Raw genomic sequence first — 24,564 nt, forward strand, 5'->3', positions numbered from 1 at the left:
AATAAGGAGCATATAATCAAATGCGTAGAAGAAGATCGTATGGAAGAACAAATAAGAAAGAAATTAGCTATGAAAAATTTCGTTGTACTCATTCCGAACAGGAACTACCAATGAGCTATGGAAGTGATGCTCCTATTTATTATTACAATGTTCCTGAAATGGAAAGACCAAAACGCTTTGAGATAAATTCTGATATCTGCATTATGGATGAAGAATATTACTTTGTTAGAGGTTGTATAGAAATTCCGATTATAGATAGTAACGAAATATTTATTTGGAATATATGGGTATCTTTAAGCGAAGAAAACTTCAACAAAACAATGGAATTATGGAAAGTGAAAGAAAGAGAAACAGAAGAACCTTACTTCGGATGGCTTTCTACATTAATCCCTGGTTATCCTGAAACATTAAATTTGAAAACACATGTCCATACAAGATCCATTGGTATAAGACCCTTTATCGAATTGGAACCGACTGATCATCCTTTAGCAGTTGAACAGAGAGAAGGAATTACTCTACAAAGAGTTGCAGAAATTAAAGGAATTGTTACTCGATATAATCAAGAAGAGGATTCTGAGTAAAACATATTATAGTTTCTGAGAACGAGAATTATATGAACCATAAAAATCCCCTGATTTTAGATAATCAGAGGATTACCTTTTTTTACATACTTGAAAATGGGGCATGCTTCCATATTAAGAGGGTAGGTAAAGTTTTTTTTATGTTTGCTATTAGTTTTTGTATGAATTTAACCTCAGGTAATTGTTTGTTGTATTCTTCTAAGTTAATTAGATATTCATAATCATGTTGAAACATTTTATCTTGTAAAAGTCCATTCAAATTTATGGCTAGGAAAAGGGTTAATATAGATAAGTATTGTCTTCCACCTTTTAAAGCACTTTTTCGTAAAGAGATAAGAATTTGCTCTTTAGTTTGAAGACATATGTAACGTTTTTGAAATGATAAACCTAGTATTCGTTTTTCAATTACTTTTATTTGTTTTTTTCGCTGTATACAATCTAAAACAGAATTATATAGCTTGTGACTTGATTGTTGTTTTCCGCAAATTGTTAGTATCCACATTCTTATATTGTGATTGTTGCCTAAATGTTGTGTTAAATCTAAGGTATGTTGTAAATAAGGGATATCAGATGACTTGCTAGTCCTATATATAATAAATTCATGATCTATATAAATATATTTTTGAAGGTAAAGTTCTAGTAAGATGTTTATTGTAATGAACATTTCTATATTGGATTGAACAGGTGGTTGTATAGTTTGAGTATCATCATCTACAGTTAGTAAGAAAAAAAGCTCAGGGATTGTTAGATGTTCCATTTCTTCTTATCACCTTTCTTTAGATAGAATTTGTATTTAAATATATATTCATCTTTTTATTTCATAAGTCCTCTTGGAGTATTACTGGGACTTAGCTACCAAGAATGATGCGTTATGTTTGGTAGCAGGGGTATTTATCGTCTATTCTTTTGCGAAGCATACAGTACCTAATTTGCTTCTGTTGGGTCTCCTGTCTTTTGCATTTTTTTACTTGGCAAGAGTAGTAGGATATAAATTGCAACAGAATCGCAACAAGTAGAGACTTATCTCTCTCTCCAAAATGAAGGGAAGGGTTTGTCTTACTTCCGCTAACGAAATTTATGTAAACACAATTACTCCTATCTAAAAGTTATCAAGACCTAAATTATAAAAATTCATAAAAGATAAAGGCTATCACATATTAGTCATGATCAACATGTGATAGCCTTTTTACTATTGCGAATTATTTTTCAATCGTTGTGCTTGTGGTAATCAGATATCCTTAGATAGTTTGCGATTTCTCTAAATAAACAATAATCAAATTAGAATTCGCTATAAATTTAGCACATAAAAACGCTTGGAGATATCTCCAAGCGTTTTCAGTTTTTGTTCTTCAACATAGCCTTTATTTTATTAAGGATTTTCTCTAAAGTTAAGTTCTTTTCGCATTAGGATATAACTGAACAAATAGAAAAAACTAGTGATTCCAAACAAAAGAAATATACTAGGGGTCATTAGTAAATATAAACTTGAAGGTAAAGACCCAGCGAAGGCAATTAACATTAATATTTTTTTGAATTTCAAACATCTCCTCAATCATCAAAAATCTCATTTATTTATACAATTCACTCGAAATTATCTTTCTTTTTCCGTTTTTTAATATAATATACTATATAAATACATATAAAACTTTTTTTACAAAGGATGAATTTATATGAAAAAGAAAATCGGATTTATTTTAGGTATAATTGGTAGCATTTTGGGTATTATATGTTCTTTATTTGTATTATTAATTGGATATGTTAATGACATGGGAGCAGCACTTGAAACAACAAATGGTACACCACCAATTAATAAAACTACTATTTTAGGTTTAATTTCTCTAGCCCTATCAATTTTAGGAATTATAGGTTCAATAATAACAAGAAAAAAAGAGAAAAATGGTTATTAATTCAATTAACCTGCTTGTTAGTGAAATAAGAAAGGAGAACAGCGTTCTCCTCATCCCCTAAATCTTTTTGTATACATCCACGTACGCAACTTTTAATTGCTCACGCAATTCCTTATTTTCTCCTTCCAACTTCTTGATTCGACGTTTCAAAGAATCTATGATGGCATCTTTGTTGTTTTCATTCAACTCACGTTTGATCTCCTTCAAAGTAGGCGTTTGTGCTTGTTGGGATAGCACCAACAAAAAGCGAATTTCGTACGCTAAGAAAATTTCGACATAAAATAAGCAGTTAAAAAGAATATTGTTCCACTAAATGGCATTATAGAAGGAATTAAATAATAATTGTATAAGGATTTGAATATTATACATTGAAAATAACAACTAACTTTTGGGAAGTGAACCCATATGAATAAATATAGTGTTTTTTCACTTACTACTTTAATAATCTTCATTATTTTGTTTTATACAATATGGAGTGGTGTGTCGTTAGGAACATTAGGTAAACCATTTATTATTGCAATGTTTCTGTTCCCCTTATTAGGAACCTTTTTGGGACTAAAAGCAAAAAAAGGTTCAATGAAGTGGCTACTAATAATACTTAACATTATTGCAATTTGTATAATCGGGTGTATTTTATTACTTGCTTTTGGTATGGGGGAAAGATAATTAAAATAAAAGAGAATAAGTCGTAGTTAATAAAAGAATATGATAAAAAGAAAAATAGAACAAAATTCAACTTCTACAATCGAATTTTACGTCAACTAGCATCTCTTGCGGGGAGCTAGTTGTTTTTTTACAGTAGGGGTCCCGCCATATCGCTATCAAGCTAATATTTTGAAGTACCCCCAAAATGAAAATTTCCTTTTTCTACAGTTAGTTATTTGGAGAAGTCAGCTCTTTTTTTGTTTTTGGGTTGTTTACTTTTCTTAAGTTGATGGATGTAGGGTGCTCTACAAAATTAAACAGGGTAATACATTCATTCTCTGGCTTTTATTTTAATTCCTGGCGGCAATGCCCGGGATTAAAATAAGGAATTTTAACAATTTAGCATTTGTCTAAAAGAAGCGGGCAAAATTAGGGGCGGATCAGCGTTTCCAGATTGAATCCAAAAGAGAAAAGGAAATAAGGCATTAATACCATTTCCTATCTCTCACAAAGGATTAAGAGGAGTTATTATAGAATGTAAAAATATGGTTCTTTTTTGCGGAAGGAGAGATGAAAGGAGTAAAAATCACTTAAAGGAGTAAAAATCTTCTATCCAATATCTTAGATTAACCGTTCTCAGGTTTGAGAAGGCTGCTTTTGCATCGAATGTTTCTAAACTTAGCATAGGTTTTTAGAAATATGATAACAAAGGAGAAAAGTGGAAAATATGAGGTTGAAAAATCAAATTGGAAAGAAACTATTGCTTGTATGGCTAATATGTATATTAAGTATTCCCGCTAGTGCATTTGGGAAAGAAGCAAATTCTCAATCAGATGATTTAGTTTGTCAGAAATTGGATGCGATAAAAAAGACCGATGCAGTGAGAACGCTTCACTCTCCTGACTTGCTCATCAATCAGTGCGGAACTTCCCTGGACCGCAAGCTTGCCGCTGCGACGGAAATGACAAACAGCTCAAACCAGGGCATAAAGGATCCTCTTACAGAAATTACAAAACGGAAGAATCGATCTGTATTGACGGCCTTTAAGTTTGTACGGGATATGCAAATGGGCAATTATCAAAGTGCTCTCCAATCAACTTCGAGCGCTTTACAGAAAGGAATATCTGAACAGTGGATAGAGGCTTATTGGAACACACTTCCACTGCAATTAAATGCCGGTTCTTTCATTGGTTTCGGGGCAGTGGAACTAAAGAAATCAAATCCAGTTCATACAAATGTGGAAATTGGGCTCATTTTTGAAAAAGCAACCGTTCCAATAATGGTCAGACTTGATCCATCAGGAAAAGTAGATGATTTTTTAGTAAACATCCAATTGAGTCCCACGGTTGCAGGAGAACCTTCATACAGTCATCCCAACTCATTTACTGAAAAGGAAATTGTGATAGGAGAAGGCCCCTTCGCGTTGCCTGGAACACTGTCTGTCCCTAAAGGAAAGGGACCTTTTCCGACAGTCGTTCTTGTCCAAGGATCAGGCGCTAGTGACAAAGATGAAACAGCCTATGCCTTGAAGCCCTTCCGTGATTTGGCACAAGGCCTCGCTTCCAAAGGAATTGCTGTTCTTCGCTATAATAAGCGGACGTTCGAGCATTCTGTAAAAACGATGACAGATCTCAATCATACCGTTGATAAAGAAACGACTGATGATGCTCTGCTTGCGGTACGCTTTCTACAAAGCGAAAAGAAGATAGATAATAGCCGAATCTACATTCTCGGCCACAGCCAAGGAGGCATGATGGTTCCTCAAATGCTCAATAAAGACGAGAGGCAAAACATTGCCGGCGCAATTGTCATGGGTGGCCCTGCCCGCACTATTCAGGATGTTGTCATGGATCAATTCGATTATCTCCTTTCCATCGGACAATTGACACCTGAGTTACATACGTTTATGAAAGGACAGTTTGAGCTTCTAAATGATCCTAATTTCTCCGGTGAAAATCCTCCTGTAGGATTCCAGCTGGGACAGGCGGTGTTCTGGAATTCCATCCGTAAAATCAAAGCTGCAGAAATGGCGAAGGAACAAACGGATCCACTTCTTATCATCCAGGGGCAACGTGATTATCAAGTAGTATCAAATTTTGAAATTCCCATTTGGAAAGAACAGCTTGCGAATCGAAACAATGTAGATTATCGGATTTACCCTAAGCTCAACCATTTCTTCACGGAGGGCGATGGTACGATGAGCAGACCTGAAGAATATTTTATTCCAACGAACATCCCCGAATATGTGATCAACGATATAGCTGATTGGATCCAATCCAATCCGAAGTAAATCAATGTAATAAGTTGATAGAATCTAAGAACATGGTCGCTGAGCGACCATGTTCTTACGTTGTTGAAGGAAGAAGTTATCCATCAGAAAACTCCATATTCTTGGGATTTTTTATAGACTTCTAGGTACATGGTTCTGGTGCAAAAATTTCAAGGTAATTGCAAATAATCTCTAAATCTTGGACATACTGATACTATTACTCTAAAAAAGGTGCGTGATTAGTATGGAAAAGGAAAATGGGTTCAAATGGAAGCATTATCAGCCTGATATTATTTTGTTAACGGTAAGATGGTACCTACGATACAACCTCAGTTTTCGTGATTTAGTGGAAATGATGGAGGAACGAGGCTTATCCATTTCTCATACAATGATTATGCGTTGGGTTCATCAGTACGGTCCTGAATTGGACAAAAGAATCCGTCGTCATCTCCAACAAACAAATGACACCTGGAGAGTCGATGAAACATATATCAAAGTAAAAGGTCAATGGATATACCTGTATCGTGCTGTTGATTCGAGAGGAAATACAATCGATTTTTACCTAAGCAAAACAAGAGACCAGAAAGCTGCAAAGCGCTTTTTTAAGAAAGCCTTAGCTGCTTCTCAAATTTGTAAACCTCGTGTTATAACAGTAGACAAGAATCCAGCCTATCCCGTAGCGATTCAAGGGTTAAAAAAAGAGAAACGTATGCCTGAAGGCATACAAATAAGGTAAGTTAAATATCTCAATAATATAGTGGAACAGGATCACCGTTTCATTAAGAAACGTGTGTGTTTTATATTAGGATTCAAGTCGTATAAAACAACCACTTCTATATTGAGTGGTGTTGAAGCCATGCATATGCTGAAAAAAGGACAACTTCACCCACAGGTGAAGTCTGCCCAAAATGAATTTAGATTCATACATAAATTGTTTGGAATTGCATCATAAACTGTCATTGAACAGTCCATATAAGTTCTATGTCTCTATCAAATGTTTTTTGCACCAGAACCAAAAAGGATTCCGCAAGCAAAATGAGCATTTGTACATTTCTAGTAAAAACGTTATAATAGCATCCTGAATGAATCATTACCTGGAGGTATACATATGAATAAAACAGAACTTATCAAACAAGTTGCCCAGGAAGTAAACTTAACACAAAAAGATGCAACTGCATCTGTGCAAGCCGTTCTGGATCAAATTACACAAGCCCTAGCAAAAGGAAACTCTGTACAATTAATTGGATTCGGTACATTTGAGGTACGTGAACGCTCTGCACGTACAGGACGTAATCCTCAAACAGGAGAAGAAATGTTCATTCCGGGAGGAAAAACACCTGCATTTAAAGCGGGGAAAATCCTAAAAGAGGCTGTAAAATAGATTAACATACATAAAAAGAAGAGGGATTCTAATCTCTCTTCTTTTTCATATGAACCATTTCTTATTTCACTAAGTACTGTTGCAATTCGTTCATTAAAAGCTTAATTCCCTCTGGGCTTAAATTAATCTTCCCATTTGCTAAAGAGACATTTCGATTCGATACTTCACCGGTTATGGCACAGGCACCATCAGCTTCATATTTTTTTAAGATAATTTTCTCTCCATCTACATAAATCTCTAATGGTGCCTTCTCTCTAATTTCTAATATATCCCTTAACTCTTTTGGTATTACCACCCGTCCTAACTCGTCTACTTTTCTAGTTATACCTGTTGATTTCATTTGGCCTCTCCCTTTTATATCTTTATTTATAGCCCACACACGATACCCTATGTTTCTTTTATTGTAACAAACTCCTCCCAAAGATTAAAAACATGATGAACTAAAAACTTACAATCATAATAAGAGCCTCTTTACAAATTTGTAAAAAGGGAAATTGTACGTCTTCCATCTATTGTTCCCTCCTTTTATATAAGGGGCATCGCCAGCATTTTTGAAAAAAAACACACTAAGCAAAAAAACTAGCCTCTACAAAAGAAGCTAGTTGACTTAAAATTCGTTATTGGAAGTTGTTTTTATAAGGGGTAGCTTGATTTAAAAAAAATAATATATTTAAGATAGTTTGCTTAATATTGAGCGAACTTATTTTTCGGAAGAAAATGGAAATTTTATGTTAAAATGAATATACAGATTGTGGAATGTTGTACTTGAAATAATGAAGAAGCTTAGTAGAACAAGATTTTTAATAAATTTAATTGGCGGGAAATTTTAAACACATCGAATTTTAGGAGGGGACAAATGGAAACAAAATTAAGTGTAAAAAGTGAAAACAAAATTAGTGATATAAAACCAATTATATTGTATCTTTTCATATTTTATCTTGTTTGGACTTTTAAAGAATTATGGTTAGCAAAATATATTCATTTATTTGGGGATACTACTGCAGCTTTTTTGACTGCATTAATTAAGATTTCAATTTGGATTGTTCCAGTTTGGTTATACATAAAATATTATTTAAAGACTAATCCAATTGGTTACCTAAAAATAAATATTAATGTGAAAAAAGGACTTTTTTTGGGAGTAGTTCTTTCATTGTTACTCGGTTTATATTTTGTCCTTGAAACTTATATGCTTAATAATCAAACATTTAACCTCACATTATCTTTCGACAACTACCTTAATGCTATTCTTTTAGTAGGAATTACAGAAGAGATTGTGTTTAGAGGATTAATTCTGCAAGAGATAAGTAAAAGATTACCTTTTTGGAACGCCAATCTTATTACATCCTTCTTATTTTTAGCAATACACTATCCAATCTGGATTTATAGCGGGGATTTTTTTAATTTATGGAGTCAAATATATGTTTTTCTTCTTGGATTAATTTTTGGATTTGTGTTTAAAAAGACAGGTTCATTATGGTCGGTTGTTATATTGCATTCATTTCATAATTTTTTTGTTAGTATTACTTAAAACAAACAGGAATTTTATTTGTCTCATCGAATCCTTCTACATACCTTATTGATATTTCCTCATATCCCCATTTTGCTGTATTAAATTTATGGTGAGTACTAAAAAATTAATGAATAGAATATTCATGCTCGGTTAACATAACGTCTCATTATCAGTAGCAAGTAAAAAGAGGATCCCTACTCTCACAAGGGATCCTCTTTTTTGTTCTATGGATTTATGTATTTTTTTATACATTCCTATCCTGGCGTAGGTTTTAGGGTTCTCGTTTGTTACTGGATTAGCCGAAAAACTGTATAAAATCTTGCATGCTCTTAGCGTGGTTTTTTTCCGAAATGCTGGCGGGATCCCAATGAATACTTATTGTTTACCCACTAGTTTAGAAGTACCATCTTCATAGTTAATCTCTACACCGTCTTGTACATTGTAACAAAAGACGTTGAATTCTAAGTTTTGATTGTTCATAGACTTCGCTTTCATCTGTACCCCACGAGCAACCTTTTCACTACCAATAAAAACAGGTTTTACTTCATATAATACATAGCTTCCTTTTTCTACTTCTTTGTCTACCATGTTTTCATACTTTACCATGCTCTTTTGATTGAAGTCTTTTGTACCCGTCATTAAGTTTTTAGGGTTATCATTCTGTCCGGACAACTGGAATCCGATTAAGTGACTTCTGTTATATAAGTAACTACCATCATTCAACTTCTTCTGATGCCAACCTGTAGGTTTCGTATTTAAACGGTCATCTCTTTTCTCTGTTGGTTGGTTTTTGTTTGCCTAACAATGCTGTTGCTGTACCTACACGGTTCATACTATCTAAATCTGAATACTCTTGCCATGTAGGATTTGTATTCTTCAACTGTACTTTATCTAATTGATCTTGTGTAAAATCAGCTTTATTTCCGTTTACTTCTACTACTTTTTGACCTTTGTAGTTCTTTGCAATGTCCTCTATGTTATAAGACTGTTTTTGGTCGTTAGAAGTCTGGTATTATCCCTTTTGAGTAGACAGTGTAAAAAGACTGTTTTTGATAAGTAAGTGTTACACTCTATTTGGAGGGGATTTTCTTTGGCTAAAAAAGGACAAACATTTCAACCGTATACAGAAGAATTCAAACGTAAGGCAGTCATGCTGTATGTAAATGGAGAAAAGAGTTATCAGATTCTGGCAAATGAACTAGGGCTTAGAAGTCCTACTCAATTGAAAGATTGGGTAAAGAAGCATAAGCAGGGTGAGCCTTTGGCTGATCAACGAGGGGGAGAATCAAGAGAACTCAATCCCTTTCATCGCTTATCTAAAACAACATTTATAAGTATCGAGGAAGAAAGAGATTATTTAAAAGCGCAGGTTGAATACTTAAAAAAGCAGTATCCAAATCTACATGGGAAGGATGGGTTCCAAAAGTAAAACGTTTTGAAATCATTCACGAATTACACAAGAATTATCCTATTACCTGGATCGTAACGATTGCGGGTGTTTCCCGATCTGGCTACTATAAATGGAGAGAAACGGAGAAAGTTCGAAGAAAAAGGTACCAATATGAACAACTCTTGAAGAAACATTTAATGGCTATCCATCATACACGTCCTTTTTATGGATGTCCCCGCTTGCAAATAGCACTGAAAAAAGAAGGGTTTCATGTGAATCATAAACGTGTGTATAGGTTAATGAAAGAGCTGAATATTCGGTCTGTAATTCGAAAGAAACGCCGTTTCTTTGGGCGGAAGGTCTCTATCATACAACCGAATCGACTCAATCGTGTATTTAAAACGAATAAACCGAACCGTCTTTATGTTACAGATATAACCTATCTAGATCTTGGAGATCGTTTCTATTACCTGTCTGCCATCCAAGATCTTTTTAATAATGAAATCGTCGCGTGGGAGCTATCCAAACGAAATGATTTGAAGCTGGTGAGTGATACTGTCAAAAAACTGGCTACAACAAGAGAAGTACAAGGAGCAATCCTTCATTCAGACCAGGGTTTCCAGTATACATCTAAAACATACAATGATCAAATTAAAACATTCGGGATAATAGGTAGTCATTCTCGCAAGGGAAACTGTCTAGATAATGCATGCATTGAATCCTTCTTTTCACATGTCAAAACAGAGAATATGTATTTTTCTGGATGTAAAACAGAAAACGATCTCTATCGAGCCATTGAGGATTATATTTGGTTCTATAATCATGAACGATTTCAGAAAAAACTGAATCAGTGTGCTCCAATCGAATATCGGAACACACTGATTGCATAGTCTTTTTTGAATCTGTCCACTTGACAGGGGTAAGACCAGTCTTATTTTGAGTCTGATTAGATTCTTGTTTCTTTTGACTCTGTTCTACTACTTTTACCGTACTTGTTTCTTTACTTACATGTTGGTTTGTACAACCTGCACCGAACCCCAACAACAATGTTGTTAATGCTAATGTTGATAATAATCTTTTATTTAACATGCTATACTACACCTCTTCTTATTTATAAAGTCTCTTCAATAATAACATTCGTAAGCTTTCAGATAGTGCATCAACTTCAATCACACGTTCTAATAACTGTACCGCCAGCATTTTATGCTGAAATTTGCTTAACGTGGGGTTTTTCCGATTTGCGGTCTGTACCCCATGTCCATCAACCTAACAGAACAGGTTGCCCCATCGCTATCAAGCTAAAGTTTTATAGTACCTCCCAGAACAAAATTTTGTACTAACTTGTAACAAAAAAGCTCATTTTTTTCGTTTTGGGGAAGAATCAATTTCTTAAGTTGATAGGCATGGGTTCTAGCATTGTTTGTAGCGTGTTTTATATCAAAGGTAATGGTTTTGGAAATTATTTACAAAAAATAAGGGGGTATTTTCAGCGAAATGGGGAATCTCTAACCCTATCGTAGTCTATCGTTTCACCAAAAACTTAAACAGAAAAGAAGGAGGAGTAAATTAAGATGTACATGAAAGCAGGGCTAGTTGGACTTCTTTTATTTAGCGGTATACTGTCTACCTGCCAACAGAGTGATAGGAAGGATTTTCGTAGAGAGGAAGCAAAAGTCATGAATGCAGTTCTCCATGTAGTAGATAAACAGGATTTTATCGGTGCTTCTGTAGATGAACCAACAAAGGTGGTTGATTTAGAAATAGCAGATACAGAAAAGGCAAGTACAGTAAGAAAGGAAATTAACAAACAGTTAAAACATCAAGGCATTCAACCGTATACAGTTAATATTAGTCAGAAAAACATGGTACAGGTACAAAAAGACCAAAGATGGGAAACCATTCAAGGTAATCTGTTTCAAGGATTCCAAGAGAAAGGCTATAACGGATTTACAACTCAACTTACCACTAACAATCAGAATCAACTTGTTACGCTAGGTATTCATACACACCTAAACAGTTCCGATGCAGAAGCACAGGATTTCGCCAAAAAAGTCGAGCAGGAGATAAAGAGGTTTCTTAGTGAAGGGAAACTGAAAAACTTGGTGAAGTCCGATTCTTATACAATTGTAATCTACAATCAAAATAACCAAGTACTGAATTGACCCAACAAAAAATAGACTGGGGAATGAATCTCCAACTCTAAGGTTTTCTGAAAAAACCCTATAAGTAGAAGGAAATTTTAAACCCATTGTCTCTTCAGCTAAAATTATAAGATTTTCAGAACATGGACCAACAAATATACCATCGATATATTAATCCTATATTATGTAACCGTAATAACTCCCCACCCTCAAAATGATAGGGAGTCCTTTGGTTACAATCCCATTCAAAAAATTAATAAAAGCAATATATCTAGAATGATTGAAAGTTAAAATTTAAATTGTAACATTAATATTAGCTAGTTGCTTTTTTAAATCCCAGTTTTTGGTTGTGATTCATCATAAAACCATTCAGCTCCTTCTTCAATCCATCTATGTAGCTCCTGATTGTTGTATAGTGTTGCTAACATGGAAAATATTTTAATCATCGAATTCAGTCTAATTCGATTTAAAAAAGAGGAGCTATCATCAACATGACAAGCAAAATTCTGCACTTCATTGAAGAAAAACACAACAAATACCCTGGTACTATTTGGGCATTAATAGTTGTGATGGTGTTTTGTATACTCACATTCATTTTGTTCCCACATCACTTTGTAATAGCGTGTATTTTGGGATTCTTGGCTGGGCTAGGTGTTTGGGTATTCATCTGGTTATGGTTCCTTGAAGGAACAAAATTAGGAGATTTTCTGCTTAAAGTCAGAGGAGCTATCAAATATGCATTTGATTTGTTAGAAAAGCTAAGTAATTCCTTAAAAAAAGCATCAGATACATATCAAAAGCAAAATCCTAGTTCTATACATAACATCTTAACAATCGCGCACTGTGATGGGATGACCGGTAGAACTTTTGAATACTACTTGAAAGAATTATTTGAATTGATGGGGCACAAGACAAAATTAACTACTGCAAGTAATGATCAAGGTGCTGATGTAATCGTATGGATGAACGAAAAAAAATATGCGGTGCAAGCAAAACGATATAAAGGAAATGTTGGAAATAAGGCGGTACAAGAAGTGTATAGTGCAAAAGCATATTATGGATGCCATGCTGCAATGGTGGTTACAAATAGTTACTTTACTGATTCTGCAAAGAGGCTTGCTGAAAGTACTGGTGTCGAATTAGCGGATCGCTCCGAATTGCAAAGATGGTTAAAGCGATACCATGTGTATATCAAATAAGACTTACAGGAATTCAAAGCTACAGGAAGCATTTTACTGATTCTGTTAATATAGAAATTTTGATTTATTGTCGAAGTGGGCTTACTAGAATGTTATTATGGTAAACACACTTTCTATATGATTGTAGAAATTTATATTTAATATATTGTATCCAGCCAAATAGAATAACGAAATTTCAAAGAGGGATTTGATAGTTAGTGTAGTAATAGAGATATACATTGATAATCTCAGGAGGTTTTATGATGGCCTATCTATTTACAATCGACGATGAAGATAGAGTAATAGACTTTGCGATATATAGTATTCCATTAGAAAAAAGTCGCAAAAAGAGGGTTACAAAGTTAACCATGATTAGAGAATTTATAAAACATAATAAACCAGCTTTTTTTACAATTGATGATATAGCAAAATTATTAAAATTGAATCGAAAAACCATTGAGAGATTTCTAGTAACAGGGGAGTTACGAACATATAAAATCAATTATTTTTTTGCTCCTAATGGCACGCTTAAAAAAGAGGAGTGGGAAAAACAAAATGATTCCAATCTAAAGATGGTGGTTCACCAAAAGGATTTAAGAGCACTCTTATTCAATATTATAAAGTCGAGCCATATACGGTTACGTGCTAATACGGTTGAAGCAGGTATTGATGATCATTTTAATCGTAATGGTGAAATAATTGAAAACAAACCGTTTGTTTGCTTTTTGGAACATGAAAGGACCCAAGAGCAAATACAGGGCTTGATAGATGATATCGTAATAGGAACCGTTCAATTACACTCAAAGCTAACACTTCAGCAATTGATAAATAAAAGCGATACCTCGTTCACAAGAATGATGAAATGTGCAGAGACAGTACGCTTAAATTTTGGAGGAGAACGAGACACCACGCGTGTTGTATTTCGAGATGAAAACATAAAAAACGTGAAAGATTCAGCTTTAACATTAATCCGTATCATTTCAACAAACCAAGTTGTAATTCTTCCTATCCAACTTCCTGCACCAGAATATCTAATTGATAAGGAATTTAAAGATCCAGTGGATTATGTCAGTTTATATAAAGAGGGGTATAGGGAGCCACCACAAGGTATATTCCAAACTGATAATATGTGCTACTTTGCTGTTGAACGTGAAGCTGCTGGGAATAAGGGAATAGAAATAAAACGCTATTTAAATATGCTAGAAGAAATTGCCGCTGCAATGGAACCAGTTGTAAAGGCTTCTAAACTACTGAAAGGGAGATAGGACATGTATGAGAATAAACAAGAATTTTTAGATATGTCGATTGATACGGCAGTGCAGGCGCGCCATTTTTTAAAGATATTAGGTAAGCAGCATAGCGACTTGCTTGAGGATGCAGAAATAATTGAAAAGCAAAAGCTTGCATATCGAATATTTCGCACAGGCTGTCGTACGAACCAAGCATATATATCATATGTAAAACGGGAGCAAGCACCACCTGCAGCAAAAAAGAACTGTTATGAAGTCTTATATAAAGGGCAGCTGATTGGCTATGTAGCTGAGTTTGAACAAGGTTGGATGTTTGTAGAGAAGTATGAGGAATTTCGCTCTAAGACAGCATCATTTGCACGAATGCGGAAGTATGCGGTGGATACATATATACAGAACAGAATTAGAATAGATATAGATTTAAAATAAAGTTTGTAATTTTCAAGAAACGTTTTTAAAAATTTATAAAATGGAGTGAATGGAAGTGAAAAATATCCCTGAATCAGTAATTAAAGAAGTTAAGGAAAGAGGATTAAATCCTGAAGAAGAAAAAGAAATACTTGAGGATCTAGAAAAACAATTTATCAAAAGAAATGAACGTAATAAAAAACATGAAGAGAAGTTAGCTACTAATAAAGTATATCGGAAGTTGTGGGATAAAACGCAAGCCATTTTGCCTGTTAGTCGGGATAAATAAGATTACATTAGTAGAAAGGAGCGACATTCAAATGCAGTATGCCTATATAGAATCATTCGAAGGGTGGAAAGATATTTTTCCAAGTGGTAATGAAATTGAGTTTCAGAACAATAAATATATTGAATTAGATTCCACAATTATAGATACAGACCTAGAAGCCCAATTTATTAGGGGAAAAAAAGCAATTTATACAGCAGTATGTCCTGTATGCCAAGAAAGGCTCTCATTTAACAAAGGAACTGTTAGGGATAATGCATTTGCCAGAAAACCATTTTTCTTTCATCCAAATCGCGAGTGTTTTTCCTATGAATCATTAGCACATGGTCATACTAAAAAATATCTCTATAATCTATTTGAAAAAGCAGGTTATATTGTAAAGGAAGAGAGAAGACATAGTAACCTTGTTCGAGCAGATGTAGCAGTGTTGCAATTAGCAGAAGGAAAGGAAGAATTAAAATTAGCAATTGAAGTCCAGGCTTCAAACATTCGAATCGGGGATATTGCACGGAGAATCAATACATATTTCGAAGAAAAAGTGCCTACCGCATGGGTTCTAATTTTAGATAGTTTTTTTCCTCCAAAAGAAAAGGAACTTAATGGCGATAAAATCGTTATAGATGGTTATAGTGGTACAAGGGTTAGTAATTTTAATCCGGAGACGAATGCTTATGATTACGAATACATCTCGACTAGAAAAGAGGAGTATTTTTTTGTAACTGGATCTGATAATAAAGCTTTTAACTATTTAATGGACCAATATCACGTAGTTTTAGCGGTAGACCATATTGGACATGTATTCTTGATACGTCGAACTAAGGAAAGTGCAAGGTTAAGAATTGAGGCGATGCTGGAGAATCGGCCGCATTCTACACAAGACGATAAATTTAAGGTAAGCCGAGTAGCAGAGTCAAACATTGTACCTGTTTTACTGGAGACAGAACTATTGTTTGCTCAATACAAAGAAAATGAGAAACACTCAAATCATGGAAACCAGGAAGACGAGGAATTTAAAGGACAAATACATATAAGCGATTATCATAAGAAGGAACTTTTTGACTCAAGTATTGAATTTGATAAGGCTCAAGAAATAACAGATACGCTTGATAGTGTAACATTGGCTAGACAGACCCGAGAAGAGCTACAAAAAGCATATAAACAAAAATTTATGGAGCTACAATTGGAAAAGCAACAAGAAGAACGACGAAAAGAAGAAATACTAGCTCAACAAATGTTAAATGATTTTTTAGGAGAACTTCATAAGAAATATGTTGCATCATTTTCTTTGTTGTTGAAGCGATTAGAAAACGAGAAAAAGAATTTACAGTTACAATCGATCAGTGATTGGTATGCTTGGTTCAAGTTATTGAGCATGGAAGAGAAACAGTGGTCTGCATTCGTAATCGATTTATATAATGGATTTCCAGATAGTTATTTGAGAGAAAAAAATGATTTTGAAGAGTATTATACGATGGAAAAAGAGCTGTATCAGGAATGGATTGAAAGCAGAGAGATAGATGAATTTATAGAAGAACTACGCTATCATTCAAATAACAAGAATGAAGAGCATGGAACTGATATAGAACAAGTAATGTTTTTGGAACGGTTACTTCATAAATATGAACACAAAATGGAAGAAAAGAGAAAAGCTGAAGCAGAGGAAAGAAAACGAATAGAGCGAATTCGTTATGAAGAAAAGTTATTGAAAGATAGGGAAGAAGAAAGGATACGTCGTAATAAAATAGATTACTGGTATTCCCACATGGACATTTTGACGAAGGATTACAATGAATCGAGTCAATTTTCAAAGAAAGAGATTGATGATGTTGCAGAACGCTTTGTGAGTACTGTTATGCAAATGGATATAAAAAGTCGTACAGCATTTGAGAGAGAACTATTCCCATTAGGTTTGCCGCAGCGGATCATGAAAAGAAAGCTTAAGATTGAAGAGAAAGAAATAAATGCCATCAAACGTGAAAGTAAGGAAAGAATGAAGCAAGCAGCCAAGAATACTACGAACGATAGTAAAGAAACCGATGATGGATTTGTGCAACTGAAATTATTGTAAGAGTACAGAGAATTAGAGAAAGTTTACATATAAATGTGAAGGTACATTACCACATAGGTCGTAATAACTCGTGCAAAAGAATACTTGCATGTGTATTCACCAAAAAACATACGTGGAAAAGTAGTTGGAATTTCACATTTTTTAAGAGAAGCTTTTACAGAATTACAAGAAAAAAGATAATAAGCAATGCCTTCTAAATGCCTAACTATTTAGGGGGCGTTTTATCCTATCTTTAGTGTTTATAAGAAATATTTTTTATGAAAATAAATAATAAAAACATAAAAAAATAGGATATCCGAAGATATCCTAAAACCAAACTTTGGGATAGTTTTTGTGTATCCCATACACCAAATCAAGGAATGGATTGTTAATCAGACAATCCTAACTGCCACAGAATCTGAAGGATTCCCTAGCAGATAAACGTCCGATTAAAATGCAGGCATTGAAGGAGCATTCTGACCTTTAGACATTTGAGCAGAAGATGAAGATTTCTCATTCTTTGCACGAACTTCTTTCATGCACATTTTGTGAATCTTCTCTTGATATTTAAGCTCTTTGCTTGCATTTTCCTCTTGAATCTTCTGTAATTCTAACATAAACCCCTTTGCTTCGCAAAACAATTTTCTTTAAAGTTGTATATTTGGATTAACTTATATTCATTGCTTCATAAGCTGAATTTTATATTCATTGCCATATCCTCCAATAATATAGCTGCTTTATTTTACAATATGAGAATGAACTTAAGAAAAGGTTAATAAAAAAATTGTTAAATCAACTTTTTCGAAATGAAACCCTCAATAGGAATCATGTGTTATCAAACCTATAGGAACATTTATAGAGGAAGAATTTCAGTGAAAAAGACCATCTCTCTTTAGAGCTGGTCTTGTGCTTTTCTTACTACGATAAGTACCTTCATTATTAGAATTTTTGTGTTAAGATGTTACTAAATACGAACAGAAGGTGGGGAATTTATGAACAAGAAACGTTTAGGAAGTCAATCTCACTTTAAACCACATCGTATAAAAGAAAATCCTCAACAGGAAGAAGAAAAAGAACTTACGACAGAACAAAAACTTGAATTACTAAATAAAATTGCTGGTTCAGGAAGAAAATTTAACCCAGAACACATCGAAGAATCACTCCGTATTGCAAGTAGAGATGAATGGAAATAGGTGAGAGGGGAAAGTAGATGGTGCAACAAGTTCTAGTCGATACCTATACATGAGATGAGATTCAAAGACGCAGTAGATTACATAAATGATTGGTTTAAAGAACTAATACTGAAATAACCATTAATAGAATGGATTCTAATGTCGATTTGAAATAAAGTCACAGTGTTTCTAAAAAAGATACGATGTTTATAATAAAGTCGCTACGTTTTAAAGAATGTTGCGATGTTCTAAAGTTTGTTTAGATCCTGTTTTACAGGATCTTTTTTATTTAACTAAAGGGGCAGTTTAGTAGCAAAAGGATTTTACAATAATTACATCGAATTTATTAGGTAAAGTATAGGGCATTATTGTAATTTATTTTAAGTAGAGAAAATAATTGAACCTAGGTAATCCAATAGCTATAGGGAATATAGCAAAGATATATCTTTGTGATAATAAAATTGTGAAAGTGTTTAAAAAACATTTTCCAAATACAGAATCTTTATATGAGGCAAAGAAAAAATAACAATATCAATTATTAATATTCTTGTCTTAGATTTTTAGTAAAAACCAGATAAAAAAGAATAAATATAAAGTATGAATAGGGATGTAGTAAAAATGACAATGATAAAATTTAATTCTTATCAACAAAAAGTAGAAATTAAGAGGAATTTAGAACTTATTAACTTAGAATATGAAAAAATTAGAGAATATGTAAATTTTGATATATTTCCTTTTGAACAATTAGATGAATTTCAAGTAGGATATAGCATTGACACTGATGGAAACTCCCTTGTAACCGATGAGGAAGATACTTGGGATGCAAATTGGATTGTTATTGCATATGAAACTATGTGTGGAGATCCAATTATTATTGATTTAAATGAGGATGGATACCCTATATCTTCATTAATGCACGGAATGGACAGTTGGGGTGTTGGCGGTTTCCTTGCAGATTCTATGGACTCATTTATCAATTTTATAAAAGATATAGGTAATTTTCTTACTGAGAAACAAGTGTTAGAAGGAAAAAGAATTATACAAAATAGAGAATTAAAAGCATTGCTAAATAAGTTTTTGGAAAAAAATAAATATGCTGATTTTGAAATATGGCACTCTTTATTGATTCCATTATTTGATATTGCAGAAGAATACGAACAAACATTGGGGACAAAAGTAAAAAAGATGAAGAAAGAAGGAAAAAAAATAACGGAAATTGCTCACCTGCTTAATATAAAACCTAAAGAAGTGTATGAGTATATTAAGAAAGTTTAATAGAAACTATTAAACTCTTAGAGAACAATCGGGCGCGATTATGGAGCAATACAGGCAGAAAATGATCAAACTTTTTTATAAAGCCGAAACAAAAATCTGCTGAAGAAGAATCCATTTTGATCAATCTTGATATGCTCCCCATTAGGTAGACAGATAAAAAATAAAAATCTGTTTATCTAAGGAGGAGCATATTATCTTTTTTCAAAATGGATTCTTTTTATTTATTGTAAAATGATGTTTTGTGGGGTATTTCTGATCAAACTTTATTTCAAATCTACAGAAGTTTCTGAAAAACAATGCTCAATTCGATGTAAAATATCACTAGGAAAATATATGCATTCATGGTAATAATTAAATTCATAATTTATTTTAGGGAGTTTACCATTTATGAAAAGATACTCCTAGAGATTACTTATAGCTATTGGAACGAATTAAAATATTAAGTTACTTTCCTAGTCTCGATATCAACGTACCTGATTGGCTGGTTACATTATAATTTTTAGTCCTTATATTGGTATTTATTTTTCTATTTGGAGCCTAGCAAAAGAAGGACAATCGTGGGTTATTGCACCATGTTTGTTTATATCAATCTTTTTGGTGGTTTATTGGTTCGTTCCAACACTGCTCCTTGTGGCTGAAAAGATACTTAGGCGAACGGGACGATGAGGATTGCTGCTTGTTTATCACCGAAAGAAGACCCAAAAGACGTATGAGTATTAACCTTATGAGATATATCGTTAAGTGTATATCAAGTCGCGCAGGAATTAAAAAGAGTATTCATCCACATCAATTACGGCATAGTTACGCGACTCACATGATTAACAACGGAGCGCCTCTTGAAGTAATCTGTTGTTAATCATGAAAAAAGTGAAACCACAAAATTATATGCACAGCTAAGTGGATTGTTAGAATGAAAAATAGCTAAGTATTATAGAATATAAAAATATACTACTTAACTACTGCTTGAATAATAATTCCTTTAAATAATAAGTATCTTATCGCATTTAGAAGTCCTATATCTTCTATCTTAATGTCTTTCTTTATCATTTTCTTAATTATATTTCTTAATACGTCTTTCTTAATAAAATGGCTCTGTTAAATTTTAATGTTGATTTTTATATTAATTAAAGGGAAACACCTAAATATGGTGTTCCCCTTGTTTAATATAAGCTAAATTCAATTAAATACTTTATCAATTTTATTTCTATCGTAATCTAATATCCAATCATTAAATGTATTATAAATATCCTTAATTGTTTCAGGGGAGGTAGCTAATAAATCACAACCCCTATCATCATAAACGTGAAATATAGTGTTCTTGTTAACATTTATGAAATACACCCTATGAAAAATACTCGATTTTATTCCCATATCTTGATTACAGATTGCTTTTAGCATAGGAATGTATTTAAAGGCAGAAGCCTTACATTTCAAAGCAAATCTATGTGTTTTATATTCTCTATCTTCATCGTCTTCTGGAAAAATATAAGGGATTGTATTTTGCTGTAACTTAAACAAAACTGACTTCTCTTTTACATACTTAGAAAAGATGTTCAATTTGTGTTTGAAAGTTTCACCGTCTGCAAAGTCATTTACATCCATTACAATATAAATATCATCTTTTGGTGAATGTAAAGACTTAAATAAAGTAATTGCTCTGTTATAAACGCCTTCTAAATATGGGCAATTTTCATAAATGTTATTGTAATCATAGTCCACACCTAATTTAAAACGAATACCAATAGCCCAATTATAAAATAGAGGTGGTCTAAGTTCTAAATTGGGAAACGTTTCAAGCATATACTCATTCAACCTCATCTCAACACCTCTTCATAGTTTGAAAAAATCTAATCAAATTTTAAATCCAAGACTATACACTAAATTTAGACAGACGCAAACTATCATAAGTATCGGTCATTTCAAATACAAATGATGTAAGCAAGAACTCTTTAATATTGTGTTTTGTACTCTCATTACTACGATTATCAACAAATAAAAACCAAGCAAGATAATTATCAAGGTACTTGGTAGGCACACCTTTAAAACGGTCTATCCATTGTTTCATCCGAGAGTGGAGACCATTGACATTTTGAATATGATACAAGCCCTTTATAACGTGTTTTCCATCATTTGATTTAATACGATAATGCTCTAACTTTGGTGCGGTCTCTTGCCACAAGAACACAAACTTGTTCGTGGCTAATTCCTCTATGTTTGGATTTCCCGCCACGCTTTCGAGGTTTGCGTTCCGCAATACCACGTTGCCCTTTTTGAGAGTATAGGAAATAGGTCTCGTCAACTTCAACGATACCATCAAATTGCTCGAAATCCATTTGTTTTATTGCATTTAACAATTTGTGTCTCCAATAAAAAAGCGTAACCCAAGTAGCCCCTACGATTTCGGCAGATTTTCGCAGGGAATAGCCTTTGAACATACAATCAACAAATGTAATCCATTCATCGCCTTTTCGAGTACGATAAAGAACGGTATTTGTTGTATCAGTAAATGTCTTACTACAACACTTACAACGATAGCGCTGACGACCATTGTATTGACCGAACCGTACTACGTTTTCAGATGCACAATGAGGGCATTCAAATCCTTCTTTGAAACGTGTTTCTCTCATTTCATTGATTAGACGACCACCGATAGAGGGAGAAGGTTCAACATAGCGTTTTACCCATTGAAACACTCGTTCTTTTTCTGTGTGTGACAAATTGCCGAGATGCTTTAATAAATTACTGAACGCTTTGCTCAACCTTACTACCTCCCGAATATTTGTTCTTATTTCAATTATACTAATATTTCAGATAGTTTTCAAATATCAACATTTACCTTTAACAGAGCCAATAAAATAGAGAGCTACCATTATAAAAATAGCTAGTTGCAATATCAGTATTATGTAGTTCATTAATGAAGCATAAGAAATCATATCGTTATCCATTAGTTTACCCCCAAATACTGTTAATAAGTTTTATTTCCTCGATGACGAAAAATACTAAGTGTATAGTGTTCATTATGAACCATGACATGAAATTTGAGTTCTTTACAGTCTTCAACTGATTTGACTTTGTATCAGACAATTCTATCTTTAAAGACGTTAATATAATAGTGTTAGACATAAAACCTAACAATATAAATCCGAATAAAGGTAAGTTTGTTATAGTACCTATTACCATAATTCCTATGTATATTTTAACTTCTCTATATCTTTACTTTTAAACCAGTCTCTTACTATTCTTGCAAAGACAATACTTTGAAATACCAGTACAACGATACTCACAAGTATAAGAAAGTAAGGATCTAGCTTACCTAAACTAAGTTCAAACAAAGTATATACCTCCTTCTACTTATGTAGCATTGATTTTAGTACTTGAAAATAGAAGTATACCCCTTCTGAAATTAGTCCTCCACTGTATAGAAAGAATAGTAAGTTTCGAAAAGACTCCGCCCAAACTGACTTCTTAAATTTAGGTGTACCTTTAAACTTAAAACGTATCTCTACTTTACAGAACCATATCAATATAAAGTTAGTTAGTACACTTAAACTTGTGAATAGTAAAAAGTAGTGTTTAACTATAAAATAGATGAGGGATATACTGATAAATGATACGTTTACAAATAATGCAATCCGTATAATCTTTTCCAAACGGTTAAATCTATTAACACCCCTGTCTGTATCCAATAAATGTGCAACAACATATAGTATAAGTATAACCTGAAAGAAACATGCTATTGTGTTTACGATGCTATCTACATTTATATACATTAAAGACATTCTCCTACTTTATTTGTGAAGTCATAGATAGTAAAGTGTAAAATCTTAAAGAGTCTATCTTACTTCTATCCTTAGTCACTACTGAATATCTCATATTTAAATTCCAATAAAATAAGTTCATAATTAAAATCATAGCGTGAATACCTACTATGCTATATAGTCTCACATTTTCCATAAGCGTTTACCTCATAATTATTCGTACTCACATTTGTACAAAGTGTGGAACGGTATTGGATAGAGACTATAACGAGAGCCGGAACATTTTCTCCTCATTAATCCTCAATTTCAATTGCAGCTTGTTTAAATGGTTCTAATACTTTTGGATAACACAGTGAAATATATTCCACTGTTTTTAAATTTTTTAGATTCTGAAATCCTTCAACAGACGTTACATCAAATAAACTGTCTTCGCCATCCCAATCTGGCTTTAGGATATGATAAATTTCATTCCCCCCATCAAAGCAAAGGGATTCAATCTTTTCCAAATCACTTATTTCTAAAGTTAGCTCTTCTAAATAATCTCTGATTTCAACTATTGGTCCAGCTCCAGAATACCAATCGAAATTATTCGTATACTTATCTATTAAGTCTGTTAATTCTTTTAGAAATAGTGGCTCTTTATCTAATAAAGCTTCAATTACCACTAATTTAAAATTAAAATCTTTAAACATCTCACTCTTTCCCATTTTAACTACCTCCAATATTATCTCTGTCCTAGACTTTTAATCTAACCTGCACTATTATTATAACAAATATGGAAAAATTAGCATTATTCACAATGACCTTATTGAACTAATTTGCCCCGTTCGTGGAATAAGAAAAGAATTCGGAAGCAACGACCTCTACGAACAGATTACAAAAAAAGATATAGGCTTTTCTTATCAAGCCCCTAAAGGCTTAATGTATATTTAAGGAGATGCAATATCAACAGTAGGGTCTATTGTTGATATGTTGTTACAGGAATATTCTCCATTGCAGAAATTTATTCAGCAAAAGGTGAAGAACTAAAACTAAGTGATGTGTTAAACGGTGATGGGTTACTAGACACAGTAGTTGTAAAAGACGAGGAAGGTCAATTACATGCACAAGTGGTAAGTGAACTGTTTATTACATTTGATTTAGAGGATTTCTTACGTAAAACAAACATGTAGTCGTATCTGAACATACAAATGAACATAAACGTAGTAAAAAGAAAATATTTGAAGAATAGGCTATGGAAGATGGGGAAATGTTTTTGGAAAGTGGTTTTTACCGTTAACAATTAGTAGTTTAGATATTCCAATTGTATTAGGTATTATAAAAAAGAGAAAAATTTTATAGAAAACTCAAAGTATAAAAGTAGTAT

22 protein-coding genes and 6 pseudogenes are annotated in these 24,564 nt (G+C 33.2%); 19 read left to right on the plus strand and 9 right to left on the minus strand.

The window, feature by feature from the left end; genetic code table 11:
• Positions 1-20: 20 nt before the first annotated feature.
• Positions 21-581 (plus strand): DUF2199 domain-containing protein, encoded by a 561-nt coding sequence (locus AB1284_RS25685; protein ID WP_429762008.1) that lies wholly within the window; start codon positions 21-23, stop codon positions 579-581.
• 82 nt (positions 582-663) lie between these two features.
• On the opposite strand, the gene AB1284_RS25690 is transcribed toward AB1284_RS25685, so the two are convergent.
• The gene (locus AB1284_RS25690; protein WP_429762009.1) at positions 664-1,338 is read right to left on the minus strand and encodes a hypothetical protein; all 675 of its coding nucleotides are present in this window, start codon (positions 1,336-1,338) and stop codon (positions 664-666) included.
• 913 nt (positions 1,339-2,251) lie between these two features.
• Between AB1284_RS25690 and AB1284_RS25695 the strand changes: the two genes are divergently transcribed.
• On the plus strand, positions 2,252-2,488 hold the full coding sequence (locus AB1284_RS25695; protein WP_429762010.1) for a hypothetical protein: 237 nt from the start codon (positions 2,252-2,254) through the stop codon (positions 2,486-2,488).
• 57 nt (positions 2,489-2,545) lie between these two features.
• Here the strand turns inward: AB1284_RS25695 and AB1284_RS25700 are convergent.
• Positions 2,546-2,716, minus strand: a pseudogene (locus tag AB1284_RS25700) (DUF6262 family protein); the annotation flags it as partial.
• Between the two features lie 177 nt (positions 2,717-2,893).
• On the opposite strand from AB1284_RS25700, the gene AB1284_RS25705 reads away from it, so the two are divergent.
• From AB1284_RS25705 to AB1284_RS25720, 4 genes and pseudogenes are all read left to right on the plus strand, one after another.
• Positions 2,894-3,154 carry a hypothetical protein gene (locus AB1284_RS25705; protein ID WP_429762011.1) on the plus strand — a complete coding sequence of 87 codons (261 nt, stop codon included), beginning with the start codon at positions 2,894-2,896 and terminating at the stop codon, positions 3,152-3,154.
• Between the two features lie 706 nt (positions 3,155-3,860).
• Positions 3,861-5,423, plus strand: a complete 1,563-nt coding sequence (locus AB1284_RS25710; RefSeq protein WP_429762012.1) for an alpha/beta fold hydrolase — start codon at positions 3,861-3,863, stop codon at positions 5,421-5,423.
• A gap of 223 nt (positions 5,424-5,646) precedes the next feature.
• Positions 5,647-6,354 (plus strand): annotated as a pseudogene (locus tag AB1284_RS25715) (IS6 family transposase).
• A 156-nt stretch (positions 6,355-6,510) separates the two neighbouring features.
• Positions 6,511-6,783, plus strand: coding sequence for an HU family DNA-binding protein (locus AB1284_RS25720; RefSeq protein WP_429762013.1), 273 nt, complete (start codon positions 6,511-6,513; stop codon positions 6,781-6,783).
• A 61-nt stretch (positions 6,784-6,844) separates the two neighbouring features.
• On the opposite strand, the gene AB1284_RS25725 is transcribed toward AB1284_RS25720, so the two are convergent.
• Positions 6,845-7,123: an AbrB/MazE/SpoVT family DNA-binding domain-containing protein gene (locus AB1284_RS25725; protein ID WP_377882723.1), complete on the minus strand. Its 279-nt coding sequence runs from the start codon at positions 7,121-7,123 to the stop codon at positions 6,845-6,847.
• A 516-nt stretch (positions 7,124-7,639) separates the two neighbouring features.
• Between AB1284_RS25725 and AB1284_RS25730 the strand changes: the two genes are divergently transcribed.
• Positions 7,640-8,311, plus strand: coding sequence for a CPBP family intramembrane glutamic endopeptidase (locus tag AB1284_RS25730; protein ID WP_429762014.1), 672 nt, complete (start codon positions 7,640-7,642; stop codon positions 8,309-8,311).
• 357 nt (positions 8,312-8,668) lie between these two features.
• Here the strand turns inward: AB1284_RS25730 and AB1284_RS25735 are convergent, their stop codons facing one another.
• Complete coding sequence (locus AB1284_RS25735; protein WP_429762015.1) at positions 8,669-9,016, minus strand: DNA/RNA non-specific endonuclease; 348 nt, start codon at positions 9,014-9,016, stop codon at positions 8,669-8,671.
• Positions 9,017-9,383: 367 nt separating this feature from the next.
• On the opposite strand from AB1284_RS25735, the gene AB1284_RS25740 reads away from it, so the two are divergent.
• From AB1284_RS25740 to AB1284_RS25770, 7 genes are all read left to right on the plus strand, one after another.
• Positions 9,384-10,573 (plus strand): IS3 family transposase gene (locus AB1284_RS25740; RefSeq protein WP_429762016.1). Its coding sequence is split into 2 segments (ribosomal slippage): positions 9,384-9,684 and positions 9,684-10,573, totalling 1,191 coding nucleotides; the frame shifts between segments, so codons are not numbered across the junction.
• A 681-nt stretch (positions 10,574-11,254) separates the two neighbouring features.
• Positions 11,255-11,845 (plus strand): DUF4030 domain-containing protein, encoded by a 591-nt coding sequence (locus AB1284_RS25745; protein WP_429762017.1) that lies wholly within the window; start codon positions 11,255-11,257, stop codon positions 11,843-11,845.
• Positions 11,846-12,315: 470 nt separating this feature from the next.
• Complete coding sequence (locus AB1284_RS25750; RefSeq protein WP_429762018.1) at positions 12,316-13,023, plus strand: restriction endonuclease; 708 nt, start codon at positions 12,316-12,318, stop codon at positions 13,021-13,023.
• A gap of 242 nt (positions 13,024-13,265) precedes the next feature.
• Entirely contained in the window at positions 13,266-14,267 is a 1,002-nt protein-coding gene (locus AB1284_RS25755; RefSeq protein ID WP_429762019.1) for a hypothetical protein, read from the plus strand.
• A gap of 3 nt (positions 14,268-14,270) precedes the next feature.
• Complete coding sequence (locus AB1284_RS25760; RefSeq protein ID WP_429762020.1) at positions 14,271-14,681, plus strand: hypothetical protein; 411 nt, start codon at positions 14,271-14,273, stop codon at positions 14,679-14,681.
• A gap of 55 nt (positions 14,682-14,736) precedes the next feature.
• Complete coding sequence (locus AB1284_RS25765; protein WP_429762021.1) at positions 14,737-14,949, plus strand: hypothetical protein; 213 nt, start codon at positions 14,737-14,739, stop codon at positions 14,947-14,949.
• A gap of 31 nt (positions 14,950-14,980) precedes the next feature.
• Complete coding sequence (locus AB1284_RS25770) at positions 14,981-17,014, plus strand: hypothetical protein (protein ID WP_429762022.1); 2,034 nt, start codon at positions 14,981-14,983, stop codon at positions 17,012-17,014.
• Between the two features lie 428 nt (positions 17,015-17,442).
• On the opposite strand, the gene AB1284_RS25775 is transcribed toward AB1284_RS25770, so the two are convergent.
• Positions 17,443-17,610: a hypothetical protein gene (locus AB1284_RS25775; protein WP_429762023.1), complete on the minus strand. Its 168-nt coding sequence runs from the start codon at positions 17,608-17,610 to the stop codon at positions 17,443-17,445.
• Positions 17,611-17,985: 375 nt separating this feature from the next.
• Between AB1284_RS25775 and AB1284_RS25780 the strand changes: the two genes are divergently transcribed.
• The 4 genes and pseudogenes from AB1284_RS25780 to AB1284_RS25795 all read left to right on the plus strand — a co-directional run.
• Positions 17,986-18,186: a hypothetical protein gene (locus tag AB1284_RS25780; RefSeq protein WP_429762024.1), complete on the plus strand. Its 201-nt coding sequence runs from the start codon at positions 17,986-17,988 to the stop codon at positions 18,184-18,186.
• Between the two features lie 376 nt (positions 18,187-18,562).
• Positions 18,563-18,688 (plus strand): annotated as a pseudogene (locus AB1284_RS25785) (aminoglycoside phosphotransferase family protein); the annotation flags it as partial.
• 95 nt (positions 18,689-18,783) lie between these two features.
• A complete protein-coding gene (locus tag AB1284_RS25790; RefSeq protein WP_429762025.1) occupies positions 18,784-19,440 on the plus strand; it encodes an SMI1/KNR4 family protein in 657 nt (218 codons plus the stop codon).
• 622 nt (positions 19,441-20,062) lie between these two features.
• Positions 20,063-20,354 (plus strand): annotated as a pseudogene (locus AB1284_RS25795) (tyrosine-type recombinase/integrase); the annotation flags it as partial.
• Positions 20,355-20,616: 262 nt separating this feature from the next.
• Here the strand turns inward: AB1284_RS25795 and AB1284_RS25800 are convergent.
• The 4 genes and pseudogenes from AB1284_RS25800 to AB1284_RS25815 all read right to left on the minus strand — a co-directional run bounded on the left by AB1284_RS25800 (position 20,617) and on the right by AB1284_RS25815 (position 23,905).
• Positions 20,617-21,258 carry a DUF3885 domain-containing protein gene (locus tag AB1284_RS25800; RefSeq protein WP_429762026.1) on the minus strand — a complete coding sequence of 214 codons (642 nt, stop codon included), beginning with the start codon at positions 21,256-21,258 and terminating at the stop codon, positions 20,617-20,619.
• 52 nt (positions 21,259-21,310) lie between these two features.
• A pseudogene (locus AB1284_RS25805) lies at positions 21,311-22,199 on the minus strand (IS1595 family transposase).
• 190 nt (positions 22,200-22,389) lie between these two features.
• Positions 22,390-22,772 (minus strand): annotated as a pseudogene (locus tag AB1284_RS25810) (hypothetical protein).
• Between the two features lie 719 nt (positions 22,773-23,491).
• Positions 23,492-23,905, minus strand: coding sequence for a DUF6892 domain-containing protein (locus AB1284_RS25815; protein ID WP_429762027.1), 414 nt, complete (start codon positions 23,903-23,905; stop codon positions 23,492-23,494).
• A 333-nt stretch (positions 23,906-24,238) separates the two neighbouring features.
• Between AB1284_RS25815 and AB1284_RS25820 the strand changes: the two genes are divergently transcribed.
• Positions 24,239-24,370, plus strand: coding sequence for a hypothetical protein (locus AB1284_RS25820; RefSeq protein ID WP_429762028.1), 132 nt, complete (start codon positions 24,239-24,241; stop codon positions 24,368-24,370).
• The last annotated feature ends 194 nt before the right edge of the window (positions 24,371-24,564 follow it).

This window comes from Bacillus sp. S2(2024) (assembly GCF_050474045.1).
In the GTDB taxonomy this organism is placed as follows: domain Bacteria; phylum Bacillota; class Bacilli; order Bacillales; family Bacillaceae_G; genus Bacillus_A; species Bacillus_A yunxiaonensis.

What these genes read in the sequence shown, in the direction of transcription:
- AB1284_RS25755 (WP_429762019.1), top strand. Translation starts at nt 13,266, where the DNA reads ATGGCCTATCTATTTACAATCGACGATGAAGATAGAGTAATAGACTTT.
- AB1284_RS25770 (WP_429762022.1), top strand. Translation starts at nt 14,981, where the DNA reads ATGCAGTATGCCTATATAGAATCATTCGAAGGGTGGAAAGATATTTTT.
- AB1284_RS25780 (WP_429762024.1), top strand. Translation starts at nt 17,986, where the DNA reads ATGAACAAGAAACGTTTAGGAAGTCAATCTCACTTTAAACCACATCGT.
- AB1284_RS25725 (WP_377882723.1), bottom strand. Translation starts at nt 7,123, where the DNA reads ATGAAATCAACAGGTATAACTAGAAAAGTAGACGAGTTAGGACGGGTG.
- AB1284_RS25790 (WP_429762025.1), top strand. Translation starts at nt 18,784, where the DNA reads ATGACAATGATAAAATTTAATTCTTATCAACAAAAAGTAGAAATTAAG.
- AB1284_RS25730 (WP_429762014.1), top strand. Translation starts at nt 7,640, where the DNA reads ATGGAAACAAAATTAAGTGTAAAAAGTGAAAACAAAATTAGTGATATA.
- AB1284_RS25685 (WP_429762008.1), top strand. Translation starts at nt 21, where the DNA reads ATGCGTAGAAGAAGATCGTATGGAAGAACAAATAAGAAAGAAATTAGC.
- AB1284_RS25775 (WP_429762023.1), bottom strand. Translation starts at nt 17,610, where the DNA reads ATGTTAGAATTACAGAAGATTCAAGAGGAAAATGCAAGCAAAGAGCTT.
- AB1284_RS25690 (WP_429762009.1), bottom strand. Translation starts at nt 1,338, where the DNA reads ATGGAACATCTAACAATCCCTGAGCTTTTTTTCTTACTAACTGTAGAT.
- AB1284_RS25720 (WP_429762013.1), top strand. Translation starts at nt 6,511, where the DNA reads ATGAATAAAACAGAACTTATCAAACAAGTTGCCCAGGAAGTAAACTTA.
- AB1284_RS25800 (WP_429762026.1), bottom strand. Translation starts at nt 21,258, where the DNA reads ATGAGGTTGAATGAGTATATGCTTGAAACGTTTCCCAATTTAGAACTT.
- AB1284_RS25705 (WP_429762011.1), top strand. Translation starts at nt 2,894, where the DNA reads ATGAATAAATATAGTGTTTTTTCACTTACTACTTTAATAATCTTCATT.
- AB1284_RS25695 (WP_429762010.1), top strand. Translation starts at nt 2,252, where the DNA reads ATGAAAAAGAAAATCGGATTTATTTTAGGTATAATTGGTAGCATTTTG.
- AB1284_RS25710 (WP_429762012.1), top strand. Translation starts at nt 3,861, where the DNA reads ATGAGGTTGAAAAATCAAATTGGAAAGAAACTATTGCTTGTATGGCTA.
- AB1284_RS25745 (WP_429762017.1), top strand. Translation starts at nt 11,255, where the DNA reads ATGTACATGAAAGCAGGGCTAGTTGGACTTCTTTTATTTAGCGGTATA.
- AB1284_RS25815 (WP_429762027.1), bottom strand. Translation starts at nt 23,905, where the DNA reads ATGGGAAAGAGTGAGATGTTTAAAGATTTTAATTTTAAATTAGTGGTA.
- AB1284_RS25760 (WP_429762020.1), top strand. Translation starts at nt 14,271, where the DNA reads ATGTATGAGAATAAACAAGAATTTTTAGATATGTCGATTGATACGGCA.
- AB1284_RS25750 (WP_429762018.1), top strand. Translation starts at nt 12,316, where the DNA reads ATGACAAGCAAAATTCTGCACTTCATTGAAGAAAAACACAACAAATAC.